Source organism: Niveispirillum sp. CC-CTL257 (assembly GCF_059489915.1).
This window is the reverse complement of record NZ_JCAJXE010000001.1, coordinates 3106517-3126553: the sequence shown is the minus strand read 5'-3', so window position 1 is coordinate 3126553 and position 20037 is coordinate 3106517. Positions and strand designations below refer to the sequence as shown.

The window sequence follows — 20037 nt, the reverse complement described above, 5'->3', positions numbered from 1 at the left end:
CCTGTCCCCGCAAAAACCCCACCGCCCTGCGGTGGGGTTTTTTGTTTCAGCCCTCGTTCCCTGGTCGGCTTTCCGCGATGGCGCGGGACAGCAGGATCACCGGGATGATACCGACGGCGACAATGGCAAGTGCCGGCGTGCTGGCCTCTGCCAGCCGCTCATCGCTGGCCAGCGTATAAACGCGCACCGCCAGCGTGTCGAAATTGAAAGGCCGCACGATCATCGTGGCCGGCAGTTCCTTCATGACATCGACAAAGACCAGCAGGGCCGCTGTCAGCAGGCTGCCGCGCATGATGGGCGTGTGGACCTTCAGCAGGGTCTTGCCCGGCGTCTGCCCCAGGATGCGGGCCGCCTGATCCAGGGTGGGGCGGATCTTGGACAGGCTGGCCTCAACCGTGTTGAAGGACACGGCCAGGAACCGCACCAGATAGGCATAGATGATGGCCACGATGGTGCCCGACAGGATCAACCCCGTCGATAGGCCGAATTGGCCGCGCATGAACCCGTCCAGGGCATTATCGACATGGGCGGCGGGGATCAGGATACCGACGGCGATGACGCTGCCCGGCACGGCATAGCCCATGGCCGCCACCCGTGCCGCCCCCTTCAGCACCGGTGTGGGCCGTAGCCGCAGCCCATAGGCGACCAGGGCGGCCAGCGCCACGGCCAGAACCGACGTGATGCCGGCCAGGATAAAGGAATTGCCCGCCAGTTGCCGGAAACTGGTCGCGAACAAACTGTCCCCCGCCGTCACGGCCATGTGGGCCAGCAGGACCACCGGCACGACAAAACCCAGCAGCAGCGGCGTCAGGCAGGCGGCCAGCGCCGCCCCCGCCCGCACGCCCCGCAGCCGGTAGGATGGGAGCACCCGGTACCGGCCCGTGGAATGGAAATATCGCGCCCGTCCCCGGCTGGTCCGTTCCATCACCACCAGCGCCATGACGAACAGCATCAGGACAGAGGCCAGCTGTGCCGCCGCCACCGGTTCCCCCATGGCGAACCAGGTGCGGTAAATGCCGGTGGTAAAGGTATCGACGGCGAAATATTGCACGGTCCCGAAATCGGCCAGCACCTCCATCATCGATAGCGCCAGACCGGCGGCGATGGCAGGACGGGCCAGCGGCAGGGCCACGCGTGCAAAGCTGCGCCAAGCCCCTGCCCCCAGCGTGCGTGCCACCTCCAGCACACAGACCGACTGTTCCAGAAAGGCGGCGCGGGCCAGCAGATAGACATAGGGGTACAGGACAAAGGACAGGACCGCGATGGCTCCACCCAGGGAGCGAATATCCGGGAACCAGTAATCGGCCCGTCGCCAGCCGAACAGGTCGCGCAGCGCCGTCTGTACCGGCCCCACGAACTGCAACAGGTCGGTATAGGTATAGGCCATCACATAGGCCGGCACCGCCATGGGCAGCAGCAGCGCCCATTCCAGCCAGCGCTGCCCCGGAAACCGGCACATGGTGACCAGCCAGGCCGTACCCACCCCGATGATGGACACGCCCACCGCCACTCCGCCGGCCAGCATCAAGGTGTTGCTGACATAGGTCCACAGAACCGTATTCGCCAGATGCGTCCAGACCCCGTTGGAGGAGACGAAGACCCGGCTCCCCACGATCAGCACCGGCAGCGCCACACCCAGTGCGATGGCCAGGACCACCAGGGTCCAGCCGCTGGGCAGGTAGCGGCGCCAGGCGGCGGCCAGGGCGGGCAACGGGCGGACGGGATCGGTCAGGGCGTGCTGTGTCATCCCCTGTTGTCCCACCCCTGCGAAACGCTCGCAATGGCTGACGACGCAGATGCGCCTTTCCGACGCGGCATTGCCCGCCCCCTTCTCATGGCCCTGTCATGGGATCAAAGGGCACAGCATCAAGCCGGAATGACGGAGCGCAGGAAGGCCAGCGGCATGGCCTGCACGCGCGCGGGCGGCAGGGTGACGGTAACGGTGGTGCCAACATCAATGGTGCTTTCCAGCCGAGCGTCGCCGCCATGCAGGCGGGCCAGCGCCAGGACCAGCGGCAGGCCCAGGCCGACACCACCGGCGGAGCGGGAATGGCTGCCCTCAATCTGGCGGAACGGCTCCATGGCGGTGGCGATATCTTCCTCCCGCATGCCGATGCCATTGTCGCGGACATAGAGCGACATGCCGCCATCCGTCTCCACCCGCGCGCCGCAGATGACCTTGCCGCCGCTGGGCGTAAATTTCACAGCATTGGACAGAAGGTTAGACAGGATCTGCTTCAACGCCACCTCGTCGGCGCGCACGGGCGGCAATTCCGCCTCCATCTCGGTCTCCAACAGCACCCCGCCCTTGTCGGCGCGTTCGGCGACAAGGCGCATGCTGGACCGGATCAGACGGGGGATATCCACCAGCTTCTCCGACAATTCCTTCTTACCGGCCTGGATTTTCGACAGGTCCAGGATGTCGTTGATCAGCGACAGCAGCATCTGGCCGCTGTCATGCACATCATGGGCATATTCGCGATAGGCGGGCTGGCCCATCGGCCCCATGGCCTCGGTCGCGATGATCTCTGAAAAGCCGATGATGGCGTTCAGCGGCGTGCGCAGTTCATGCGTCATATTGGCCAGGAATTCCGACTTGGCGCGGTTGGCCATTTCGGCGGCGTCCAATGCAGCTTCCAGAGCCTTGCGGTCGCGACGCCACTGCGTGATGTCCCGCACGCTACCCTGGAAGGCCACGGCCTTGCCATCGGCATTGCGGATAATGCGAGCAGATATGGCGACCCAGAATCCTTCCCCGTCACGGCGGCGCAGTTCGACGGGCACGCTGCCCACCTCCTCCTGCGCCAGCAGCGCCTGGGTGATGGCCTCCCGGTTCTGCTGATCCATGTAGAAACTGACGGTGGCGTCCTGCACCTCCGCCTGCAGCTGTTCCAGGCTGTCATAGCGCAGCATGGTCAGCAGGGCGGGATTGGCAGACAGGAAACGACCGGCAATGTCGATGGTGAACATGCCCTCCATCGCCGTCTCGTAAATCTCGCGATATTTACGTTCCGACAGGTCCAGCCGATCCAGCACCGCCTGCTGACGGGTCACCTGGGCCACCAGGGCCGCATTGGCGTCACGCAGTTCCTGACGTTCGCGGATGGCGTGGGATCGCTGCTGACAGGCGGCATGAATGATGACGGCCAGCAGCAGCAGGACCGCCAGTCCCGCACAGGCCAGGGCCACCGGCTGCCACGGGCTGACGCCCGCCGGCAGGGCCGCTTCCGGCCGCAGCAGCGTGATGGCAAGCGCAATAATCCCCGCCAGGGCTAGCGGCAAGGCCAGCCAGGGGGACAGGACCGGATAGCGCGCCCGAAGGCGGTCCGGTGGGGTAGGGGGCCGTTCTGCGCCGGTCGTGACGTCCATCGCCTGCTCGCGGCCTCAAGGAATGGATTATTGTTACCATTCCGTGCTCCCTGGTGCCATGACGCACAAGCATAGTATGGGCAATAGATGCACAGAATCTCGCCGCCCCGCACTGGACAGGCGGCGACGTCACCCCATCTGGCACCGCAGCCTGACCCGCAGACCGGAACCATCATGCAGAACGCCGTTCCAGCCCTTCCCATTGCCATCATCGGTGCCGGCCTTGCCGGCCTGTCGGCGGCTCTGTCGCTGACGGAACGGGGGGTGCCCGTCGCCCTGTTCGACAAGGGGCGGGGACCGGGTGGGCGTCTGTCCACGCGCCGGGCTGATGGCTGGCGCTTTGACCATGGCGGGCAGTATCTGACGGTGCGCGACGCGGGCCTGCGCCGTGTCATGGACGGGTTGATCGCCGATGGCTATGCCGCGATCTGGGACGGGCACGTGGTCCGCCTGACGGTGGAAGGCGGGGTGGAACCGCATCCGGTGCAACGGTTCGTGGGTCTGCCCGGCATGAACGGCATCATCCAGGGCTTGATCGCCCGCCTGCCCGACGCGGCCCGCCCCCGCTTCAACCGCCGTGCCCTGTCCATCACGGGTGGTCCAGGCGATTGGTCCCTGCGGATGGAGGATGGGGCGGTGGAGGGACCGTTCGCCGGCATCGTCATCGCGGTACCGTCGCCCCAGGCCGTGGATCTGCTGTCGCCTGTCGCCCCCGCCCTCGCCGCCCGCGCCGGTGAGGCGGTGATGGCCCCCTGCTGGGCCTTGATGCTGGGCTTTGACCAAGCTGCCCTGCCGGGCTGGGACGCCGCCTTCATCGCCGGGGCGGGGGGCGAGGGGCGGCCCCTGTCCTGGATCGCCCATGACGGGGCCAAGCCGGGGCGGGCCGGTGGGGCCAGCTTTGTCGCCCATGCCGCACCCGACTGGTCCATCCGGCATCTGGAGGATGCGGCCGATGCCGTGGCGGCCGCCCTGCTTCCGGCTTTCCGCGCCGCCACGGGCATCAGCCGCGATCTCACCTTGATCAGCGCCCATCGCTGGCGCTATGCCCTGCCGACAAGGCCACTGCCCGATGGGTTCCTCTGGGACGCCTCGCTGGGCATCGGGGCCTGCGGTGACTGGTGCCTGGAGGCGCGGGCCGAGGCCGCCTTTGTCAGCGGGGCACGGCTGGCGGCAACAATGGGAGGGGCAGGGTGGTGATCCAGGTACAGGTGCCCGATCCCGATGATTACGTGCCCAGCCCCTGCATCCGCCGCTGCGACCTGGACCGCAAGCGACAGGCCTGTCTGGGCTGCAAGCGACTGCTGGAAGAGATCATGCGCTGGGGTGTGATGACGCCTGATGAACGCCGCGCCGTCTGGGCCCGCCTGGGCCGCCCCATCCCCCCGCCGGAGGAGCGGCGAGAGGTGATGTGACCATCACCCGACCAGCATGCCACGTACCTGATGCAGGCTTTCTGCCACATGCAGGGCCAGCGCCCGCATCTCGTCGGTGGCGGGTAGCAGGTCGGGCACCATCACCGCCATCATGCCGGCCCCATGGGCGGAGCGGATGCCGTTATGGCTGTCCTCCAGCGCAAGGCAATGGGTGGGATCAACGCCCAGCAGTGCTGCTGCCGTCAGATAGGGTTCGGGATGCGGCTTGCCGCGCGTGACATCGTCGCGGGTGACGATGGCGTCGAACCGGTGATGAATGCCGACATGGCGCAGATGTTCATCGGCCTTTTCCCGGCCCGTGGAAGTCGCCACCGCCTTGGGTATGCCCTGCGCCTCCAGATGGTCCAGCAGTTCCACCACGCCCACCATCATCTCCACCCCCTGGCGCAGCGCCTCCATCCGGGGAACGAAATGGGCGCGGAACCGGTCGAACCCGTCCTGCCCGCCGAAATAATCCTTCAGCATGGCCAAAGTCTCGGGCCAAGGCGTGCCGATGATGCCAGCATAGAAATCATCGCCCATGGGCCGACCGATATCCAGTGCCGCACCCAGCGTCGCCTCACGCACATGGCGTTCCGTGTCGATCAGCAACCCGTCCATGTCGAAGACAACAGCGTGCAGGGGCCGTGGAAAGGCCGGTGCGATCAGGGGCATGGTCGATGAACGCCTTCAGGAAACGGTGACGCGGGACGCTTCCACCCGGTTGCGGCCCATCTGCTTGGCCTGATACAGCGCCTGATCGGCGCGGTCCAGCAATTGGGCCAGCGTTTCCGTATCCCCGCGCCAGGAGGCAACGCCGATGCTGGTGGTCAGCGGGATGGCCTTGTCCTCATGCAGGACGGGGTGGGTGCCGATGGCGCTGCGGATACGTTCCGCCGCCAGCAGGGCCGCCGGCAGCTCGGTTTCCGGCAACATCACCACCAATTCCTCGCCCCCGAAGCGGGCCAGACAATCGGTGGTGCGCAGGCTGCTGCCCGCCCGTTCGGCGGCCACACGGATGGCGGTGTCGCCGGCGGCATGGCCGTGGCTGTCATTAATGCGCTTGAACTGATCCAGATCCAGCAGCAGCAGGGAGAAGGGCCGGGCATAACGGGTACACCGGTCCCATTCCGCCTCTGCCAGTTCCATGAAACGGCGGCGGTTCAGGATGCCCGTCAGGCTGTCGATGCTGGCCAGCGTCTCCAGCTTGGCATTCGCCTCCGACAGTTCCCGTGTGCGTTCGGCCACCCGGTGTTCCAGTGTCTGGGTCAAGGCGCGCAGGTCGGTATTGGCCTGACTCAGCTGTTCATAAAGGACCAGATTGACCAGCCCGCCCGCGAACTTGGCCGTCAGAACGCCCAGCATCTCTGCATCCGCTGGCAACAGCGGGCGGTCGCAATCCAGAATGGCCAGGAAGGCACCACCATCCGGGCCGGGCATGTAGAGCGTGGCCGTCCGCCCCTCCACCCCCGTCCGCTTTGCGGCCAGCGCCATGGACAGCCGGTCATGCAACACCCCGCTGGCGGGGACGTCACGCATATCGGCAAAGGCACCGGTGGCGGCCAGGGGCCGGAACCGGGTGCCGCCGATGGACCAGCCCTCCACCCCTTCCACGACGCAGGCCAAACCGCAGGCATTGGCACCCAGGATGGGACCAGCCTGTTCCAGCACCGTCTGGGCATAGGCCTCGATCCCCATATCGGGGCGCAGCCGGTCATCCAGCGCGATCATTCGGCGCAGGCCGCGGCGGTTCGCCTCAATGGTCGTGATGCTGTCATAAGCGCGCAGCGCCGCGATCACCGTCGTGAACAGCTTCTGCGAGGTCAGCTCAGTCTTGGCTTTGTAATCATTGACGTCGTAATCGACGATCACGCGTTCTTCCGGCGCCTGTCCCGGCTGCCCGGTGCGCAGAATGATGCGGACCGCCGTATCGGCCAGATCCTCCCGGATGGCGCGGACCAGGCGCAGACCGGCATCATCCGTCTCCATCACCACGTCCAGCAGGACCAGGGCGACATTGGCCTCCGCCGCCAGCATGGTCAGCGCCTGTGCCGCCGAATAGGCGGACAGCATTTCCAGGGGGCGGTCGCGGAACCGCACCTTGCGCAGGGCATAACGGGTGACGGAATGCACCTCCTCATCATCATCAACGATCAGGATGCGCCAGGGTGGGCCGTCCGGCTGACGGCTTTCCGGCAGCGCAGCAGGCGCACCCTTCAGGGTGCCATCCTCCGCGAACAGGAAATCGTCATCAACCACGGTCTGACCCCGCTTTCCGTCCGCCGCATCGCGACCGGTCCACCCCCCGTTGGGCAGACCTTCCTGGATAAAGCTGGTGGAACACCAGTCTGAAACAAGTGTACGCCGCTCCAGCCGGTGACCGTTCTTGTAACGGCGACCGGACCGGGCAGCGATCTATATTAGGTACCACTATAAATCGTTTCCGGGGCCGATGCCTGCCCTAAATGATGGGTCCATCTGGATTTCAGCATTGGCGCTGTCGGGTCCTCGCCCTATCCTGCGCCCAATTGCCAACCAAATCGGGGTCTTGCACATGTCATCGGGCCATCATTCCGGGGGCGGTCCACGCCGGCCGGGTATCCTGATCCTGTTTGCCGCCCTGGTCGGGGCCACCACCCTGGCCTATGTGACCTTGCCAAGGAACCATGCCGAAATGCCCGCCGTGACCGCCGCCGCCCTGCCCCCACTGCGCCAAAGCCTGTTCCCCGCACCGCCCGTAGCCAAACAGGTGCCCGTGGAGCATGTGCGCCATGGCGAAACCTGGATCGACCCCTATGACTGGCTGCGCGACAAGGATTATCCCAAAGTCGACGACGCCGAGGTGCTGGATTACCTGAAGGCGGAGAATGCCTATACCGACACGGTCCTGGGCAAGGAAGAAGACGGCCTGCGCGCCAGCCTGTTTGCCGAGCTGAAGGGCCGCGTGAAGGAAGATGATACGGGCGTTCCCTATCCCAGGGGCGGCTATGTCTACCAGTCCCGCTTTGCCGCCGGGCAGGACCATCCCACCTTCGTGCGCCGCGCCAAGGGTGAAGCGGAAGGATCTGAAAAGACCATCCTGGATGTGAACGAGCTGGCCAAGGGCAAAGATTTCTATGATGTCGAGGCGCTGGAGCCCAGCCCCGACGGTCGCTATCTCGCTTACAGCTTCGACGACAATGGCTCGGAAAACTTCACCATCGTCGTGAAGGACCTGACGACCGGGGAGTTCGTGGGCGAGCCGATCCCGGGCACCTCGGGTTCCGTCGTCTGGGCTGCCGACAACAAAACCCTGTTCTATGTGCTCAAAGATGAAAGCCAGCGGCCCAAGCAAGTGATGCGCACCACCCTTGGCGCTAAGGCCGATGCCGGCACCCTGGTCTATGAGGAAAAGGACCCGTCCTGGTGGGTCGGCATCGGGGAGAGCCAGTCGGGCCGCTTTATTGAAATCGGGTCGGGCACGCTGGTCTCCTCCGAAACCCTGCTGATCCCGTCCGACAACCCGACAGCCCAGCCCAAGCCGGTGATCCCGCGTCGTGAGAACCATCTCTATTCCGTGGCCGACCAGGGCGACAGCCTGTGGATTCTGTCCAACGACAAGCATCTGAATTTCCGTCTGGTGAAGACCCCGATCAATGACTGGTCGGAGAAATCCTGGACGGAGGTGATGGCAGGCAGCGACCGGCAATATCTGACCGGTCTGCTGGCGCTGAAGGATTGGCTGGTGGTGTTTGGCCGGCAGGACGGCACGCAGCAGGTCTGGGTGCTGGACAACAAGGGTGGCTCGCACACCATCGCCTTCCCCGACGCCGCCTTCGCCGTTTCCGGCCTGAACAATGAGGAATATGAGACGGGGACCCTGCGCGTGCGTTACCACTCCTTGGTGACGCCGCCGACCGTGTTCGACTATGACCTTACGGCCCGCACCCTGACCACGCGCAAGGTGCAGGAGATCCCCAGCGGTTATGACCCCTCGCTTTACACGTCCGAGCGGCTGATGGCCCCAGCGCGCGATGGCACGCCGATCCCCGTCTCCATCGTCTATCGCAAGGATGTGAAGAAGGATGGCAAGGCCCCGATGCATCTCTATGGCTATGGCTCCTACTCCATCGCCATGGAACCCGGCTTCTCCACGAACCGAATCGGCCTGCTGGATCGCGGCTTCGTCTATGCCATCGCCCATATACGCGGGGGCGAGGAGATGGGTCGTCCCTGGCATGATGCCGGTCGCCTCACCAACAAACCCAACACCTTCAACGATTTCCTGGATGTGGCGCAGTTCCTGGTGGCCCAGGGTTACACCAGCCCCGGCCAGATCAGCATCGAGGGCGGGTCCGCCGGCGGCACCCTGATGGGCGCTGTGTTGAACATGGCATCCGATGGCATGTTCGCCGGGGCCGTGGCGCATGTGCCCTTCGTCGATGTGCTGAACACGCTGTTCGACGACACACTGCCCTTGACCACGGGCGATTACCCGGAATGGGGCAATCCCAACATCAAGGAAATCTACGATGTCATGAAGACCTACAGCCCCTATGACAATGTGACCAAGCGGCCCTATCCGCCGATCCTGATCACGGCGGGGCTGAATGATTACCGCGTCACCTATTGGGAACCGGCCAAGTGGGCGGCCAAGCTGCGCGTCTACAAGACCGACGACAATGTCCTGATGCTGAAGACGGAGATGAGTGCCGGCCATGGCGGCTCCACCGGTCGCTTTGACAAGCTGAAGGAAGTGGCCCTGTCCCAGGCCTTCATCCTGCGCGCCCATGGGATGTCAAAGTGACGGAACCGGGGTTCGGCCGCTATCCGGCAGATGCGCTGAAAGCCGATGGCTTGCGGGCGGCGGGGGGCTTGACGGTAACGCTGGGCCCCCTCGCCCTGGTCGGATTCGATGCCCACCCGATCGTGGCAGTGCCGCTGCTGGCGGGGGCGGCTCTGTTCGGCTGGCTGGGGTTGCGGACATTGGGCCGGCAGCAGGCGCAGTACAGCCTGCGATCTGACGGGCTTGGCTTTCAGACGAATTTCGTGGCTGCCATCCTGCGCTGGGACCAGATCACGGGCGTCAAGCTGCGCTATTATTCCACGAAGAAAGACAAGTCCGGTGGCTGGATGCAGCTGACCATCCAGGCGGGCCGCCATCGCCACAGCATCGAAAGCCAGCTCACCGGTTTCGACGCCATCGCGGCCCGTGTGGCGGAACTTGTGCTTGAACGGGAACTGCCCGTGGATGCCACGACAAAGGAAAATTTCCTGTCGTTGGGTCATTATTTGTGACCGTCACGCCAGCAGCGCCTCCTGCTCGATCGTCAACTGCATATCGTCGGCATCCCAATGCCGGGGCAGGCGGCGGTCAAAGCGGATGGCACCCAACACGCGGGCATCGCCATCGGCGCAGGCAAAGGGCAGCAGCAGCCGGTCATAGCGCACCTTGTCCCCGCCCGGCAGGTCGACACGCACCCGGCTCCAATGCGCGCGGCCGGTCTGCCGCGTTGTGACATAGCTGTCGGCGGTCAGCTTGAAGCCCGGCGATTTGCTGGCATCGCGCAGGCCCCGTCCCGTCAGGTCGCGGCCTGTGAATTCCACCAGCCCAGACCCGTACAGCGTGTAGTGCGCGCCCGACCCGTCACGCGGGAACCGCGCCATCAGCAGATGGCCCAGCCAGGGCTTCAGATCAAAGACCAGCTCGCCGGTCCACAGGGGCATCGCCCCGTCCTGCCGGGGCAGGGCGCGCCACCAGGGCAGCAGGGGTTGCAACAGGGCGGGTGCGGTGTCCGCGGGCGGAGACATGGGATCGCCGGACCGGTTTGCCGTGCCTGAAATCATGGGGTTGGAACCGCCATGGTGAAGGGTGGCAGGCATGGTGCGCCCGTCACTGCGCCCTGTCTATATTCACCGCACTGCAACAGAACAGGCGCGCAAGCCAAGGGCGCGGATGCGCCCGCCCGGCGACTGAGGGCGCAAAATCAGGCCACCCGCGCGCCGCCCCGGTCGGTCTGGGCATTCTTGTGAACGACCAGGGTGACCTTGTCGTTCATCATATGCAGCTGCTTGGCCGATTTGGTGGGCAGCGGGATGCGCTGATTGATGCAGTAGAAGATCAGGCAGGCCGCCAGCGTGGGATTGTCCACCCAATGCAGCTGCCGCGCCCCGTCATCCAGCCCGATATGCAGGGCGCAGCGCACCTGCGGCTCCGTCTGCACTTCCAGGCGGATGATGCTGCCCGACGGCAGGGGGTTACCCGAACGGCGGTGATATTCCACGACCGCGCGGATCACCTCTTCATTGGTGAAGATGATGTGCCGGATTTCAGTGGGCATGCTGTTGCCTTCCCGCCCCATGGCGTGAACGCCAGCATATCAGGTCGGCTATGCCGGAACAGCGCTGCATCTGCCGAACCCGAAAATCAAGTCTGATCGGAAACCCGGAGGAATGGTGGAGCCGAGGAGGATCGAACTCCCGACCTTCGCATTGCGAACGCGACGCTCTCCCAGCTGAGCTACGGCCCCGCACCATCGAACCCGCCAGACCGGCAGGCCCCCGAAGTGGCGCGGATAATGCTGATCCCACCCCGCCCTGTCAAGCTTCCCATCACAGGCAGGCCTGACTTTCGGCGCATGGCCCCATGGTCCCATCGCACGGCGGACCTGCGCAGGGGTGGACAGGGCGGGGTCGCGACATTACGTTCCTGAAACAGATGCGGGCCGGTATCCGCCGCCCGCCCACCGGACATGGGATGAACATGGACCCGCTGCTGCGCACCATCGCCGAAATCCTTTATGTGGCGCTGGACCTTTACGTCTGGGTGCTGATCATTTCGGCCATCCTGTCCTGGCTGATCGCCTTCAATGTGGTGAACACCCGCAACCGCGCCGTCTATATGATCTCCGACGTGCTGTACCGGCTGACGGAACCGGCGCTGCGGCCCATCCGCAATGTCCTGCCCAATCTGGGGGGCGTTGATCTGTCGCCGGTGGTGCTGATCCTGATCGTGATGTTCGTTCAGCGGCTGATCCTGAATTACGGGATCATTTGATGAACGTTAAGCCGCCGCTGGAACCGGCCCAGGGCGGCGTGCGTTTATTCGTGCGCGCCACACCCCGTGCCAGCCGCAATGCGGTGCAGGGTGTCGCGGAAGGGGCGGACGGACGGCAACAGGTGAAGATCGCGGTCACCGCCGTGCCGGAGGATGGCAAGGCCAATGCCGCCATCATCGAACTGCTGGCCAAAGCGTGGCGAATTCCGAAAAGCAGCATCGGCGTCGTCGCGGGTGGCACGGACCGGTCAAAGATATTATTCGTTGCCGGCGAGACAGAGGCCCTGATGCCCCGGCTGAATGACTGGCTGGGCGGGCTGTAGCCACTTTTGTTGATCGAACGGGGAGACCGGATATGGCCGAGGCACGCATCATCGATGGCAAGGGCTTCGCCGCCGGCTTGCGCGCACGCATCGGGCAGGCCGTGGAACAGCTGCGCACCACCCATGCCCTGGTCCCCGGTCTGGCGGTCGTACTGGTGGGCGAGGACCCGGCCAGCGCCATTTATGTTCGCAACAAGGGCGAACAGACCCGCGAAGCCGGCATGCATTCCGTCACCCACCGGCTGGACGCCGCCACCAGCCAGGACGACCTGCTGCGTCTGGTCAACCAGCTGAATAATGATCCATCGATCCACGGCATCCTGGTGCAGCTCCCCCTGCCCGGCCATATCGATGCCCAGGCCGTGCTGTCGGCCATTGATCCGGCCAAGGATGTGGACGGGTTCCATGTCGTCAATGCCGGTCGCCTGTCGGTCGGGCTGCCTTCCCTGGTGCCCTGCACGCCGCTGGGCTGCATGATGCTGCTGAAGGATACGGTCAAGGACCTGCGCGGCATGCATGCCGTTGTCGTGGGGCGATCCAACATCGTGGGCAAGCCCATGGCACAGCTGCTGTTGCAGGCCGATTGCACCGTGACCGTCGCCCATTCCCGCACCCGTGATCTGGCCGGCATCTGCCGGGAGGCCGATATCCTGGTCGCCGCCGTGGGCCGCCCGGAAATGGTGAAGGGCGACTGGATCAAGGAAGGGGCAGTGGTCATCGATGTCGGCATTAACCGCGTCCCGGCCCGCGATCCCGCCGCTGCCGCCACCGGCAAGACCCGCATCGTCGGCGATGTCTGCTACGCCGAGGCGGCGTCGGTGGCCGGTGCCATCACGCCGGTGCCGGGTGGAGTGGGGCCGATGACCATCGCCTGCCTGCTGGCCAATACCGTCACCGCCGCTTGCCGCAGCGCCGACGTGCCCCTGCCCGCCGGGATCGGCCTTTGATTACGGCTTACGTCCGGGACGCTGGCGGCCTGACGGCTCAGGCCGTGGGTCCGGGGGATGCCATTCCCCCGGGCACGGTCTGGCTGGACCTGCTGCACCCGGACGAGATGGAACGGCTGACCGTTTCCACCCTGCTGTCGGTGGATCTGCCGACGCTGGAAGACATCAACGAGATCGAAACCTCCTCCCGCCTCTATACCGAGGGGGAGGTGGCGTTCATGACCACGCCCGTGATCGTGCGCTCCGCCACCGGCCCGCTGGAACGCGGTCTGCTGACCTTCGTGCTGGCGCCCGACCGGCTGGTCACCATCCGATTTACCGAGCCATTATGGTTCGCCATCTTCGCGGCCCGCGCCCTGAAACAGCCGGAACTGGTGACCTGCGCGATGGAGGCATTCCTGGGTCTGCTGGAGGCTGTGGTGGATCGGGCCGCCGACGTTCTGGAACGGGTCACGGCGGATCTGGACCGGCTGTCGCACCGCGTCTTCGCCGATCATGAGGACCGGACGGTGGAAGCGCTGGCCACGCGGGACGGGGCCAAGGCACCGCGCCATCAGGTGGTGGACCGCAGCCATGTCCGCCGCCGCCCGCCCACAACCGTCTCCATGCGCGCCGTCATCACCGCCGTGGGCCGGGCCGGCGACCTGACACAGAAGGTACGCGACAGCCTGGCCGGGCTGGAACGGCTGGTGGCCTTCGCCACCACCGTGGCCGGGCCGCGCATGAACAAGGAACAGAAATCGCGGCTGAAGACCATTGGCCGCGACGTGCATTCGCTGGTCGAACATGCTGCCTTTCAGGCCATGCAGACCAACTTCCTGCTGGATGCCACGCTGGGCGTGATCAATATCCAGCAGACCAACATCATCAAGATTTTCTCGGTCGCGTCCGTGGCCTTCCTGCCGCCGACCCTGGTGGCCAGCATTTACGGCATGAATTTCGAACATATGCCGGAACTGGACTGGAGCTTCGGCTATCCGCTGGCGCTGGGCCTGATGGTGCTGTCGGCTGTCCTGCCACTCTGGTACTTCCGCAAACGCGGGTGGCTCTAATCCCCGGTCCGAGTCAGAATCCCGACCCCGGCATGGCGAGATAGGCCAGTTCCTCCGGGGTGCTTTCCCGGCCCAGAATGGCATTGCGGTGGGGGAACCGGCCATATTGGGCGATGACCGCCAGATGGCGGCAGGCATAATCCAGCAAAGTCGGGTCACGGGTGCGGTTGGCGAACAGACGCACGGCCAGACGCTGATCCTCGATCTGTTCTGAATGTTCGAACGGCAGATAGATGAACAGGCGCTGTTCGTTGGGAAGCATCAGATCCTGTTCACGGGCGATGGCGTCGGTGGCGATGGCCAGCGCCACATGGTCGGTGGCGAACGCGCGGGGCGTGCCCCGGAACATGTTGCGCGGTGCCTGATCCAACAGGATACAGAGCGCCAGCACCCCTTCCGGGCTTTCCGTCCAGTCGGTCAGATCACCATTGCTGGCAGCCAGATGGGCGGGCAGAAGCCGGTGCGTCACCTGCACATCAAATTCCGGCCCGCCGCCGAACCATTTGGCGGGTCCCGCCTCCTGGAACCAGAAAGCCAGCACGCCGTCGATGTCACTGGCCCGCATCGGCCCCTCCCGTCACGCCGCAGCCCCCAGACGGCGCAGCGCCTGGGTCAGGGCGGCCTGCTCGTCGCCCTGGATCGTGAACAAGAGATGCAGTCCTTCTGCGCCCATGTCCAGGGTTTGCGAGCCGATTTCAAGAGAGAGCGGCTGAACCGGCAGCTTTCCGCGCGCCAAATGACCCATAGCGGCGGCGCGACGGCCCTTTCGGGGTGAACGGCTCATTTTATTCCCGGCGGCGGTCCACGATGCGCCGGGACAGTTCGACCAGACAATCCTCGCGCGTGGGCCGGTAATCGCGCGCGGCCCACCATCCCTCCAGGGCCGCCAGCATCACCCCCACCTCCGGCCCTGCCGACAATCCCATCTCCAGCAGGTCACGGCCTTTCAGGGGGAAGGGCACCACGACCCAGGTCGCAGCCTCCGCCAGCGCCTCCAACAGTTCCACGGCGGGCGTTCCGCGCGATGCAGCGGCCAGCAGCAGCAGATCACGATAGGTTTCGGGACCCAGTTTCTGCAGCGCATGCCGGCGGCTGGTCACCGTCAGGTCGGGATGCACATCGACCGGCGGGGCGCACAGCGACAGAAGATAGTCGCGATTGGCGTTCGACAGACGCAGCCGCTCCGCCGTATCCGCCGCCGCCGACAGGCCCGACGGCAACAGGGCGGCCAGATGCGCCATGGGATGCGCCTCCCCCACCAGCCATTCCAGACGGTCAAGCGCAGCCAGACGTGCGACATTGGTGGCCTGCGGCAGGGTCTGCGCCACCACCCCGCATTCAATCATCAGACGCCAGACCTCCACCATCCGGTCCTGGGCCAGGATGCGCATCACCTCCTGCTGCACCCTCTCACCCGACAAGGATGGCAGCAGCGGTGCCATGGACGCACAGGCAGCCAGCGCGTCGGGATCGGGCCGCCCCTGCCCGAACCGCGCATAGAAGCGGAAAAAGCGCAGGATGCGCAGCACATCCTCCGCGATTCGTTCCCGCGCCTGCCCGATGAAGCGCACGCGGCCCCCTTTCAGGTCGCGCACCCCGTCAAACGGATCGTAAAGCTCCCCTTCCGGGGTCAGGGACATGGCGTTGAAGGTGAAATCGCGGCGGCTGGCATCTTCCAGCCAGTTATCGGTGAAGGCGACAACCGCACGGCGACCATCGGTTTCGACATCACGGCGTAGCGTGGTGATCTCGAACGACGCCCCCTCGGTCAGGGCGGTGACGGTGCCATGCTCAATGCCTGTGGGGATGACGCGGATACCATCCTGGCGCAGGCGGCGCGTCACCTCCTCGGGCAGCAGCGGCGTGGCGATGTCGATATCGCTGGCCTGGATGCCCAGAAAGGCGTCGCGCACGCAGCCGCCGATGAACCGCGCCTCCTGACCCGTCCGCATCAACGACTGCATGACCCGGCGCGCCGCCGTGCCCGACATCAGGCCGACCGGGCCGGGATGTGTCGGCAGGGCCGTATCCGGGTCGGCGGCGCCGCTCATGGCCTCACGCCTTCAATCCGAAGAATTCAAGCTGCCAGTTCATCTCGCTGTCCGACATCGGGTAATGGGTTCCATCCCGTGCATTCAGCACCGATGTCGGCGGAATGTTCGCGACCCGCAGCTGTATTTGCCGACACAGGCGCATGGACAGCTTGGCCCGCCAGCACAGGGCCGTCACCCCGCGCGCACTCTGCCCGCCGATGATCTTGTCCACCGCGTCGATGGGCACATTGCCCCGCACGGAGAGAGAGGCCAGGACAAAGGCGCGGTCGCCCTGGGTCAATGCGGCGGCCACCATATCCTCGTCCAGCTTGCCGGCGGCGTGCGCCTTGCGCGCCCGGTCCATGGGCCGCTCCTTCGGCGCTTCCTCCGGCTCGTCATCGCCAATGCCCAGCGGTTCCGCCCCGCCACCCTTGTTGGCGTTGCGGGCGCGTTCCTGCACGGCACTGCGCACCGCCGCCCGCACATCAGGCGGCAGGTCGGTGCGGTTTTCCAGCACGCGCATCAGCTGTTCGCTGACAAAGCCCACGATACGGGCCGCTGCCTTGGGTGGCAGGGCCGGACGGCGGACCAGGGGGCCGTGCCAGGGCTCGAACCGGGGGGCCATATCAATGATACGGTCCAGCGTCTCTTCTCGAATCTGCGCCGATTCATTGCCCAGCAACGCCGCCACCGCCGCCTCGGACTGCGTGCGGGCCACGGCCTCCGACACGCCACCCGACAGGCCGGCACGCTGGGCAATCGCCACCAGCTTGCCATCCATCGGCTGGCTGCCGATGATCGACAGCAGGTCATCATCGGTCAGCAGCGGCGAGAAGCGCAGGACCGGACCCGATACCGACAGTTCCAGGTCGCGGGCCAGCTGCTGGATCAGGTGCGGCGGGGCACCCGGCTGGTCCTTCAGGGTCTCGGCCACGACGCGGCGCACGGCAGAGGCCTGGTCCTTGGCCAGCGCCTCCACAATGTCCATGGTCATACGTTCCAGCTGCCCCACCCGGTCGGCGGGCAGGGTCGGCACCAGCATCGCGATCTTGCGCGCCAGACCCGACCGCACCTCCTCGTCCGGGTCGCCGCACAGCAGCAGGTCGGCCTGACGCGGCGTGGCATTGTTGCGCGCGATCTCACGCCGCACCTCGGCACTTTCGTCATTGGCGAGATAGAAAAGCAGCTCCGGCTTGGTATCGGCGCGCGACGCCACCATACGGCGCTGTCCGGCGTCATCACTGGCCGCCAGCTTCTTGGCCGTATCGTAATCCAGCGCCGTGGTAGGAGTGGAACCTTTCATTTAAGAACCGTATCCCGTTCTCATTCAGCCGTGAAGGCCGGGGCAAGCGCGCGGTGGCCCTTGCCCATGCGTTTGGCAGCATACATACCCTGGTCACCCCGGTCGACAAGGCCCTGTGCCAGCTCGCCCGACCCACCGCGATAGACCGCGACCCCCACGGAAACGCCCAGCGGCTTTTCCGGAGAGGCCGACAAGGGCCGCAGGAACTCCGCAGCCTCGCGCAGCAGGCGGTCGGCCACGGCGACGGACTGTGCCTCGTCCACACGGTCGATCCACAGCACGAACTCGTCCCCGCCCAAGCGACCGCAAAGGTCGCTGGGCCGGGCCAAGGTGCCCAGCAATTCGCCCACGGCGCGCAGCACATCATCGCCCGCCCCATGGCCCAGCTTGTCGTTCACGGCCTTGAAATTGTCGAGATCGAAGTACAGCAGGGCAGACCCGCCGCCCGTTTGCTTGTCCAGACGGCCTTCCAGCAGCTCCATGAAAGTCCGGCGATTGTAAAGGCCGGTCAGCCCGTCACGTTCCGACAGCGTCTTCAACCGTTCCTGGTAACGGGCCTGGGCCACGGCCACGCCCACCTGATCGGCGATGGCTTGGATCATCGAGAAATCGTCCTCGCTCCAGTCCAGCCCATCGCTGCGCCAGACCAGGATGGCCCCGTTCACCTCATGCCGGAACAGGGTGCGGGTGGCCAGCAAGCCATAGCCATTGACCAAGGTCGTGGTCGGGTCGGCCTGTTCGGCCACCTTTTCCAGGAACAGGGGGATGCCCCCCACAATATCCGCTGCCATGGGCAGTTGCGCCGCCGCTTCGGTAAAGGCGTCGCCGGTACGGGCATAAAGCCGGGCACCGGCAGCACCGGTGGCGTTGACCGCCACGCCCACCGCGATCTCCAGCGTCTTGGCCGGGTCCACGTCGTCGCGGGTCGAGGAGACGATATAGCCCAGATATTTCTCACGCAGGCGAACCTGGGCCAGTTCCATGCCCTTCACCCGCGCCTCGGTAATGTCGCGGCAAGCACCGCGCGCCCCGATCCAGTCGCCCTGCGGCCCAACCAGGGGCACGGCAGAGGAGATCAGGCAGGCGGCCTCGCCATCCTTGGCGCGCAGCCAGACCTCGGTCCGCTCAATGCCAACACCGGTGTCGAAGGGCAGCGGCTGATCGGCGAAATCGGCCAGCACAAATTCCGATGGGTGCCGGCCGATCAGATCATCGGGATGGTACCCGATGGCGCCTGCCGCCGACACGAACACGAAGCGCCCGTCCGGCCCCACTTCCCAGGCGAAATCGGACGAGATATCGACCAGATCCTTATATCGCTGCCGGCTTTCGGTCAGGGCGTGGCGCAGGCGGCGTTCCAGCGTGACCTCGCGCCCCAGGCACAGCACGCCGCCATCGCTCAACAGAACAGTGGTGAATTCCACCACGCCCGGCCCGCTTCCCGTTTCCACCGGCACCGACCGGTGGGGTTCCGACAAAGGCCCGCCGGAGGCCGCCCAGCGGCCCAGTTCCGTCAGCCAGCCATCATGCCGGTCGGCCAGTTGCCGCGCCCCGGCGTTCAAAACCAGGGGACGCCCCTGCCCGTCCAGCGTCAGGCCAGGACCGGGCCAGCCCTCCAGCAGGGCAGGCAGGGCCACAATATTGATGGCGTCGGCGGGGCCGGGGGTGGATGACAAGGCCGGGGCGCTCCCGTGGTAACCAATTCTCTCTGACCCAGTGGTAACGCACCGGAGCCTTGCGGTCCATCGCCCTTGCGGTCACATCGGCGGTTGATCATGTTACAATCATGACAAACGCTTATCAGACCGCCACCACCCCGCTGGCCGCCCCCCTTGCCGACCGTTTTGCCCATGTCGACCATTGGGTCTTCGACCTGGACAACACGCTGTACCCGGCCCATTGCAACCTGTTCGCCCAGGTCGATGTGCGCATCACCGACTACATCGCCAATGCGCTGGGGCTGGAGAGGGAGGCGGCCCGCCTGAAGCAGAAGGAATATTACCGGCTGCACGGTACATCCCTGCGCGGGATGATGATGGATCATGGCATGGACCCGGCCCCCTTCCTGACCTATGTGCATGATATTGACGTGACGCCTGTGGCCCCATCGCCCTTGCTGGCCGACGCGTTGAAGGCGCTGCCGGGGCGCAAGGTGATCTTCACCAATGGCTCCGTCCGCCATGCCGAAAATGTGATGGCCCGCCTTGGTGTGGCCGATCATTTCGACGGCATTTTCGACATCGTGGCCGCCGATTACGTGCCCAAGCCCGATCCCGCCCCCTATGCCACCATGATCCGCCGTTTCGGGATCAATCCCGCCCGCGCCGCCATGGTGGAGGATCTGCACCGCAATCTGCTGCCGGCCGCAGCCGCCGGCATGACCACGGTCTGGGTCCGCACCGACAGCGAGTTCTCCCACCCCGATCCCACGGCCCATGCCCATCCCGGCGAGCATGTGCATCACGTGATTGCGGATGTGGAGGTTTGGCTGGCAGAGATCACGGCGCACCTGCGGTAATCTGTTTTCCGAACGACCGTGCGGGCATGGGCGGTCTGCTTGAG

Annotated in this window: 20 protein-coding genes and 1 tRNA gene; 9 read left to right on the top strand and 12 right to left on the bottom strand. The window is 65.6% G+C overall.

Going from position 1 to position 20037, the window contains the following annotated elements; genetic code table 11:
* Window positions 1-46: 46 nt before the first annotated feature.
* The gene (locus ABC729_RS14705) at window positions 47-1747 is read right to left on the bottom strand and encodes an ABC transporter permease (protein ID WP_495608296.1); all 1701 of its coding nucleotides are present in this window, start codon (window positions 1745-1747) and stop codon (window positions 47-49) included.
* A gap of 119 nt (window positions 1748-1866) precedes the next feature.
* Window positions 1867-3369, bottom strand: coding sequence for a PAS domain-containing sensor histidine kinase (locus ABC729_RS14700; RefSeq protein WP_495608295.1), 1503 nt, complete (start codon window positions 3367-3369; stop codon window positions 1867-1869).
* A 174-nt stretch (window positions 3370-3543) separates the two neighbouring features.
* Here ABC729_RS14700 and ABC729_RS14695 point away from each other — a divergent pair, with 174 nt between their 5' ends.
* Together ABC729_RS14695 and ABC729_RS14690 are read left to right on the top strand one after the other, a co-directional pair.
* A complete protein-coding gene (locus tag ABC729_RS14695; RefSeq protein ID WP_495608294.1) occupies window positions 3544-4566 on the top strand; it encodes an NAD(P)/FAD-dependent oxidoreductase in 1023 nt (340 codons plus the stop codon).
* Complete coding sequence (locus tag ABC729_RS14690) at window positions 4563-4781, top strand: DUF1289 domain-containing protein (protein WP_495608293.1); 219 nt, start codon at window positions 4563-4565, stop codon at window positions 4779-4781. Before ABC729_RS14695 ends, ABC729_RS14690 begins: the two co-directional genes overlap by 4 nt.
* A 3-nt stretch (window positions 4782-4784) precedes the next feature.
* On the opposite strand, the gene ABC729_RS14685 is transcribed toward ABC729_RS14690, so the two are convergent.
* Window positions 4785-5456: an HAD family hydrolase gene (locus ABC729_RS14685; protein ID WP_495608292.1), complete on the bottom strand. Its 672-nt coding sequence runs from the start codon at window positions 5454-5456 to the stop codon at window positions 4785-4787.
* A 15-nt stretch (window positions 5457-5471) separates the two neighbouring features.
* Window positions 5472-7040: a diguanylate cyclase gene (locus ABC729_RS14680; RefSeq protein WP_495608291.1), complete on the bottom strand. Its 1569-nt coding sequence runs from the start codon at window positions 7038-7040 to the stop codon at window positions 5472-5474.
* Between the two features lie 295 nt (window positions 7041-7335).
* Between ABC729_RS14680 and ABC729_RS14675 the strand changes: the two genes are divergently transcribed.
* Together ABC729_RS14675 and ABC729_RS14670 are read left to right on the top strand one after the other, a co-directional pair.
* Window positions 7336-9567: a S9 family peptidase gene (locus ABC729_RS14675; RefSeq protein ID WP_495608290.1), complete on the top strand. Its 2232-nt coding sequence runs from the start codon at window positions 7336-7338 to the stop codon at window positions 9565-9567.
* Entirely contained in the window at window positions 9564-10058 is a 495-nt protein-coding gene (locus ABC729_RS14670) for a hypothetical protein (RefSeq protein WP_495608289.1), read from the top strand. Before ABC729_RS14675 ends, ABC729_RS14670 begins: the two co-directional genes overlap by 4 nt.
* A 3-nt stretch (window positions 10059-10061) precedes the next feature.
* Here ABC729_RS14670 and ABC729_RS14665 read toward each other — a convergent pair whose 3' ends face one another.
* The 3 genes from ABC729_RS14665 to ABC729_RS14655 all read right to left on the bottom strand — a co-directional run bounded on the left by ABC729_RS14665 (window position 10062) and on the right by ABC729_RS14655 (window position 11290).
* The gene (locus ABC729_RS14665) at window positions 10062-10571 is read right to left on the bottom strand and encodes a PAS domain-containing protein (RefSeq protein ID WP_495608288.1); all 510 of its coding nucleotides are present in this window, start codon (window positions 10569-10571) and stop codon (window positions 10062-10064) included.
* A gap of 176 nt (window positions 10572-10747) precedes the next feature.
* Window positions 10748-11101, bottom strand: a complete 354-nt coding sequence (locus ABC729_RS14660; protein ID WP_495608287.1) for a hypothetical protein — start codon at window positions 11099-11101, stop codon at window positions 10748-10750.
* 113 nt (window positions 11102-11214) lie between these two features.
* Window positions 11215-11290: transfer RNA gene (locus ABC729_RS14655), tRNA-Ala, on the bottom strand.
* A 233-nt stretch (window positions 11291-11523) separates the two neighbouring features.
* Here ABC729_RS14655 and ABC729_RS14650 point away from each other — a divergent pair.
* The 4 genes from ABC729_RS14650 to ABC729_RS14635 are packed head-to-tail and all read left to right on the top strand — an operon-like array spanning window position 11524 to window position 14139.
* Window positions 11524-11817 (top strand): YggT family protein, encoded by a 294-nt coding sequence (locus tag ABC729_RS14650; protein WP_094454824.1) that lies wholly within the window; start codon window positions 11524-11526, stop codon window positions 11815-11817.
* Window positions 11817-12140, top strand: a complete 324-nt coding sequence (locus ABC729_RS14645; RefSeq protein WP_495608286.1) for a DUF167 domain-containing protein — start codon at window positions 11817-11819, stop codon at window positions 12138-12140. Before ABC729_RS14650 ends, ABC729_RS14645 begins: the two co-directional genes overlap by 1 nt.
* A gap of 32 nt (window positions 12141-12172) precedes the next feature.
* A complete protein-coding gene (gene folD, locus ABC729_RS14640; protein ID WP_495608285.1) occupies window positions 12173-13087 on the top strand; it encodes a bifunctional methylenetetrahydrofolate dehydrogenase/methenyltetrahydrofolate cyclohydrolase FolD in 915 nt (304 codons plus the stop codon).
* On the top strand, window positions 13084-14139 hold the full coding sequence (locus tag ABC729_RS14635; RefSeq protein WP_495608284.1) for a magnesium transporter CorA family protein: 1056 nt from the start codon (window positions 13084-13086) through the stop codon (window positions 14137-14139). Before folD ends, ABC729_RS14635 begins: the two co-directional genes overlap by 4 nt.
* Before the next feature lie 13 nt (window positions 14140-14152).
* Here ABC729_RS14635 and ABC729_RS14630 read toward each other — a convergent pair whose 3' ends face one another.
* From ABC729_RS14630 to ABC729_RS14610, 5 genes are read right to left on the bottom strand one after another with little or no spacing between them, the layout of a single operon-like run.
* Window positions 14153-14704 carry a DUF924 family protein gene (locus tag ABC729_RS14630; RefSeq protein ID WP_495608283.1) on the bottom strand — a complete coding sequence of 184 codons (552 nt, stop codon included), beginning with the start codon at window positions 14702-14704 and terminating at the stop codon, window positions 14153-14155.
* Between the two features lie 12 nt (window positions 14705-14716).
* A complete protein-coding gene (locus ABC729_RS14625) occupies window positions 14717-14923 on the bottom strand; it encodes a hypothetical protein (protein WP_495608282.1) in 207 nt (68 codons plus the stop codon).
* Between the two features lies 1 nt (window position 14924).
* Window positions 14925-16190, bottom strand: a complete 1266-nt coding sequence (locus tag ABC729_RS14620; RefSeq protein WP_495608281.1) for a CCA tRNA nucleotidyltransferase — start codon at window positions 16188-16190, stop codon at window positions 14925-14927.
* 4 nt (window positions 16191-16194) lie between these two features.
* On the bottom strand, window positions 16195-17475 hold the full coding sequence (locus tag ABC729_RS14615) for a DUF2336 domain-containing protein (RefSeq protein WP_495608280.1): 1281 nt from the start codon (window positions 17473-17475) through the stop codon (window positions 16195-16197).
* A gap of 20 nt (window positions 17476-17495) precedes the next feature.
* On the bottom strand, window positions 17496-19151 hold the full coding sequence (locus ABC729_RS14610; RefSeq protein ID WP_495608279.1) for a sensor domain-containing diguanylate cyclase: 1656 nt from the start codon (window positions 19149-19151) through the stop codon (window positions 17496-17498).
* A gap of 110 nt (window positions 19152-19261) precedes the next feature.
* Between ABC729_RS14610 and ABC729_RS14605 the strand changes: the two genes are divergently transcribed.
* A complete protein-coding gene (locus ABC729_RS14605; RefSeq protein ID WP_495608278.1) occupies window positions 19262-19993 on the top strand; it encodes a pyrimidine 5'-nucleotidase in 732 nt (243 codons plus the stop codon).
* Window positions 19994-20037 lie beyond the last annotated feature (44 nt).

Excerpts from the sequence above, each read along its gene's own strand:
- ABC729_RS14705 (WP_495608296.1), bottom strand. The coding sequence starts at position 1,747 with ATGACACAGCACGCCCTGACCGATCCCGTCCGCCCGTTGCCCGCCCTG.
- ABC729_RS14700 (WP_495608295.1), bottom strand. The coding sequence starts at position 3,369 with ATGGACGTCACGACCGGCGCAGAACGGCCCCCTACCCCACCGGACCGC.
- ABC729_RS14695 (WP_495608294.1), top strand. The coding sequence starts at position 3,544 with ATGCAGAACGCCGTTCCAGCCCTTCCCATTGCCATCATCGGTGCCGGC.
- ABC729_RS14685 (WP_495608292.1), bottom strand. The coding sequence starts at position 5,456 with ATGCCCCTGATCGCACCGGCCTTTCCACGGCCCCTGCACGCTGTTGTC.
- ABC729_RS14675 (WP_495608290.1), top strand. The coding sequence starts at position 7,336 with ATGTCATCGGGCCATCATTCCGGGGGCGGTCCACGCCGGCCGGGTATC.
- ABC729_RS14665 (WP_495608288.1), bottom strand. The coding sequence starts at position 10,571 with ATGTCTCCGCCCGCGGACACCGCACCCGCCCTGTTGCAACCCCTGCTG.
- ABC729_RS14660 (WP_495608287.1), bottom strand. The coding sequence starts at position 11,101 with ATGCCCACTGAAATCCGGCACATCATCTTCACCAATGAAGAGGTGATC.
- ABC729_RS14650 (WP_094454824.1), top strand. The coding sequence starts at position 11,524 with ATGGACCCGCTGCTGCGCACCATCGCCGAAATCCTTTATGTGGCGCTG.
- ABC729_RS14645 (WP_495608286.1), top strand. The coding sequence starts at position 11,817 with ATGAACGTTAAGCCGCCGCTGGAACCGGCCCAGGGCGGCGTGCGTTTA.
- folD (WP_495608285.1), top strand. The coding sequence starts at position 12,173 with ATGGCCGAGGCACGCATCATCGATGGCAAGGGCTTCGCCGCCGGCTTG.
- ABC729_RS14630 (WP_495608283.1), bottom strand. The coding sequence starts at position 14,704 with ATGCGGGCCAGTGACATCGACGGCGTGCTGGCTTTCTGGTTCCAGGAG.
- ABC729_RS14625 (WP_495608282.1), bottom strand. The coding sequence starts at position 14,923 with ATGAGCCGTTCACCCCGAAAGGGCCGTCGCGCCGCCGCTATGGGTCAT.
- ABC729_RS14620 (WP_495608281.1), bottom strand. The coding sequence starts at position 16,190 with ATGAGCGGCGCCGCCGACCCGGATACGGCCCTGCCGACACATCCCGGC.
- ABC729_RS14615 (WP_495608280.1), bottom strand. The coding sequence starts at position 17,475 with ATGAAAGGTTCCACTCCTACCACGGCGCTGGATTACGATACGGCCAAG.
- ABC729_RS14605 (WP_495608278.1), top strand. The coding sequence starts at position 19,262 with ATGACAAACGCTTATCAGACCGCCACCACCCCGCTGGCCGCCCCCCTT.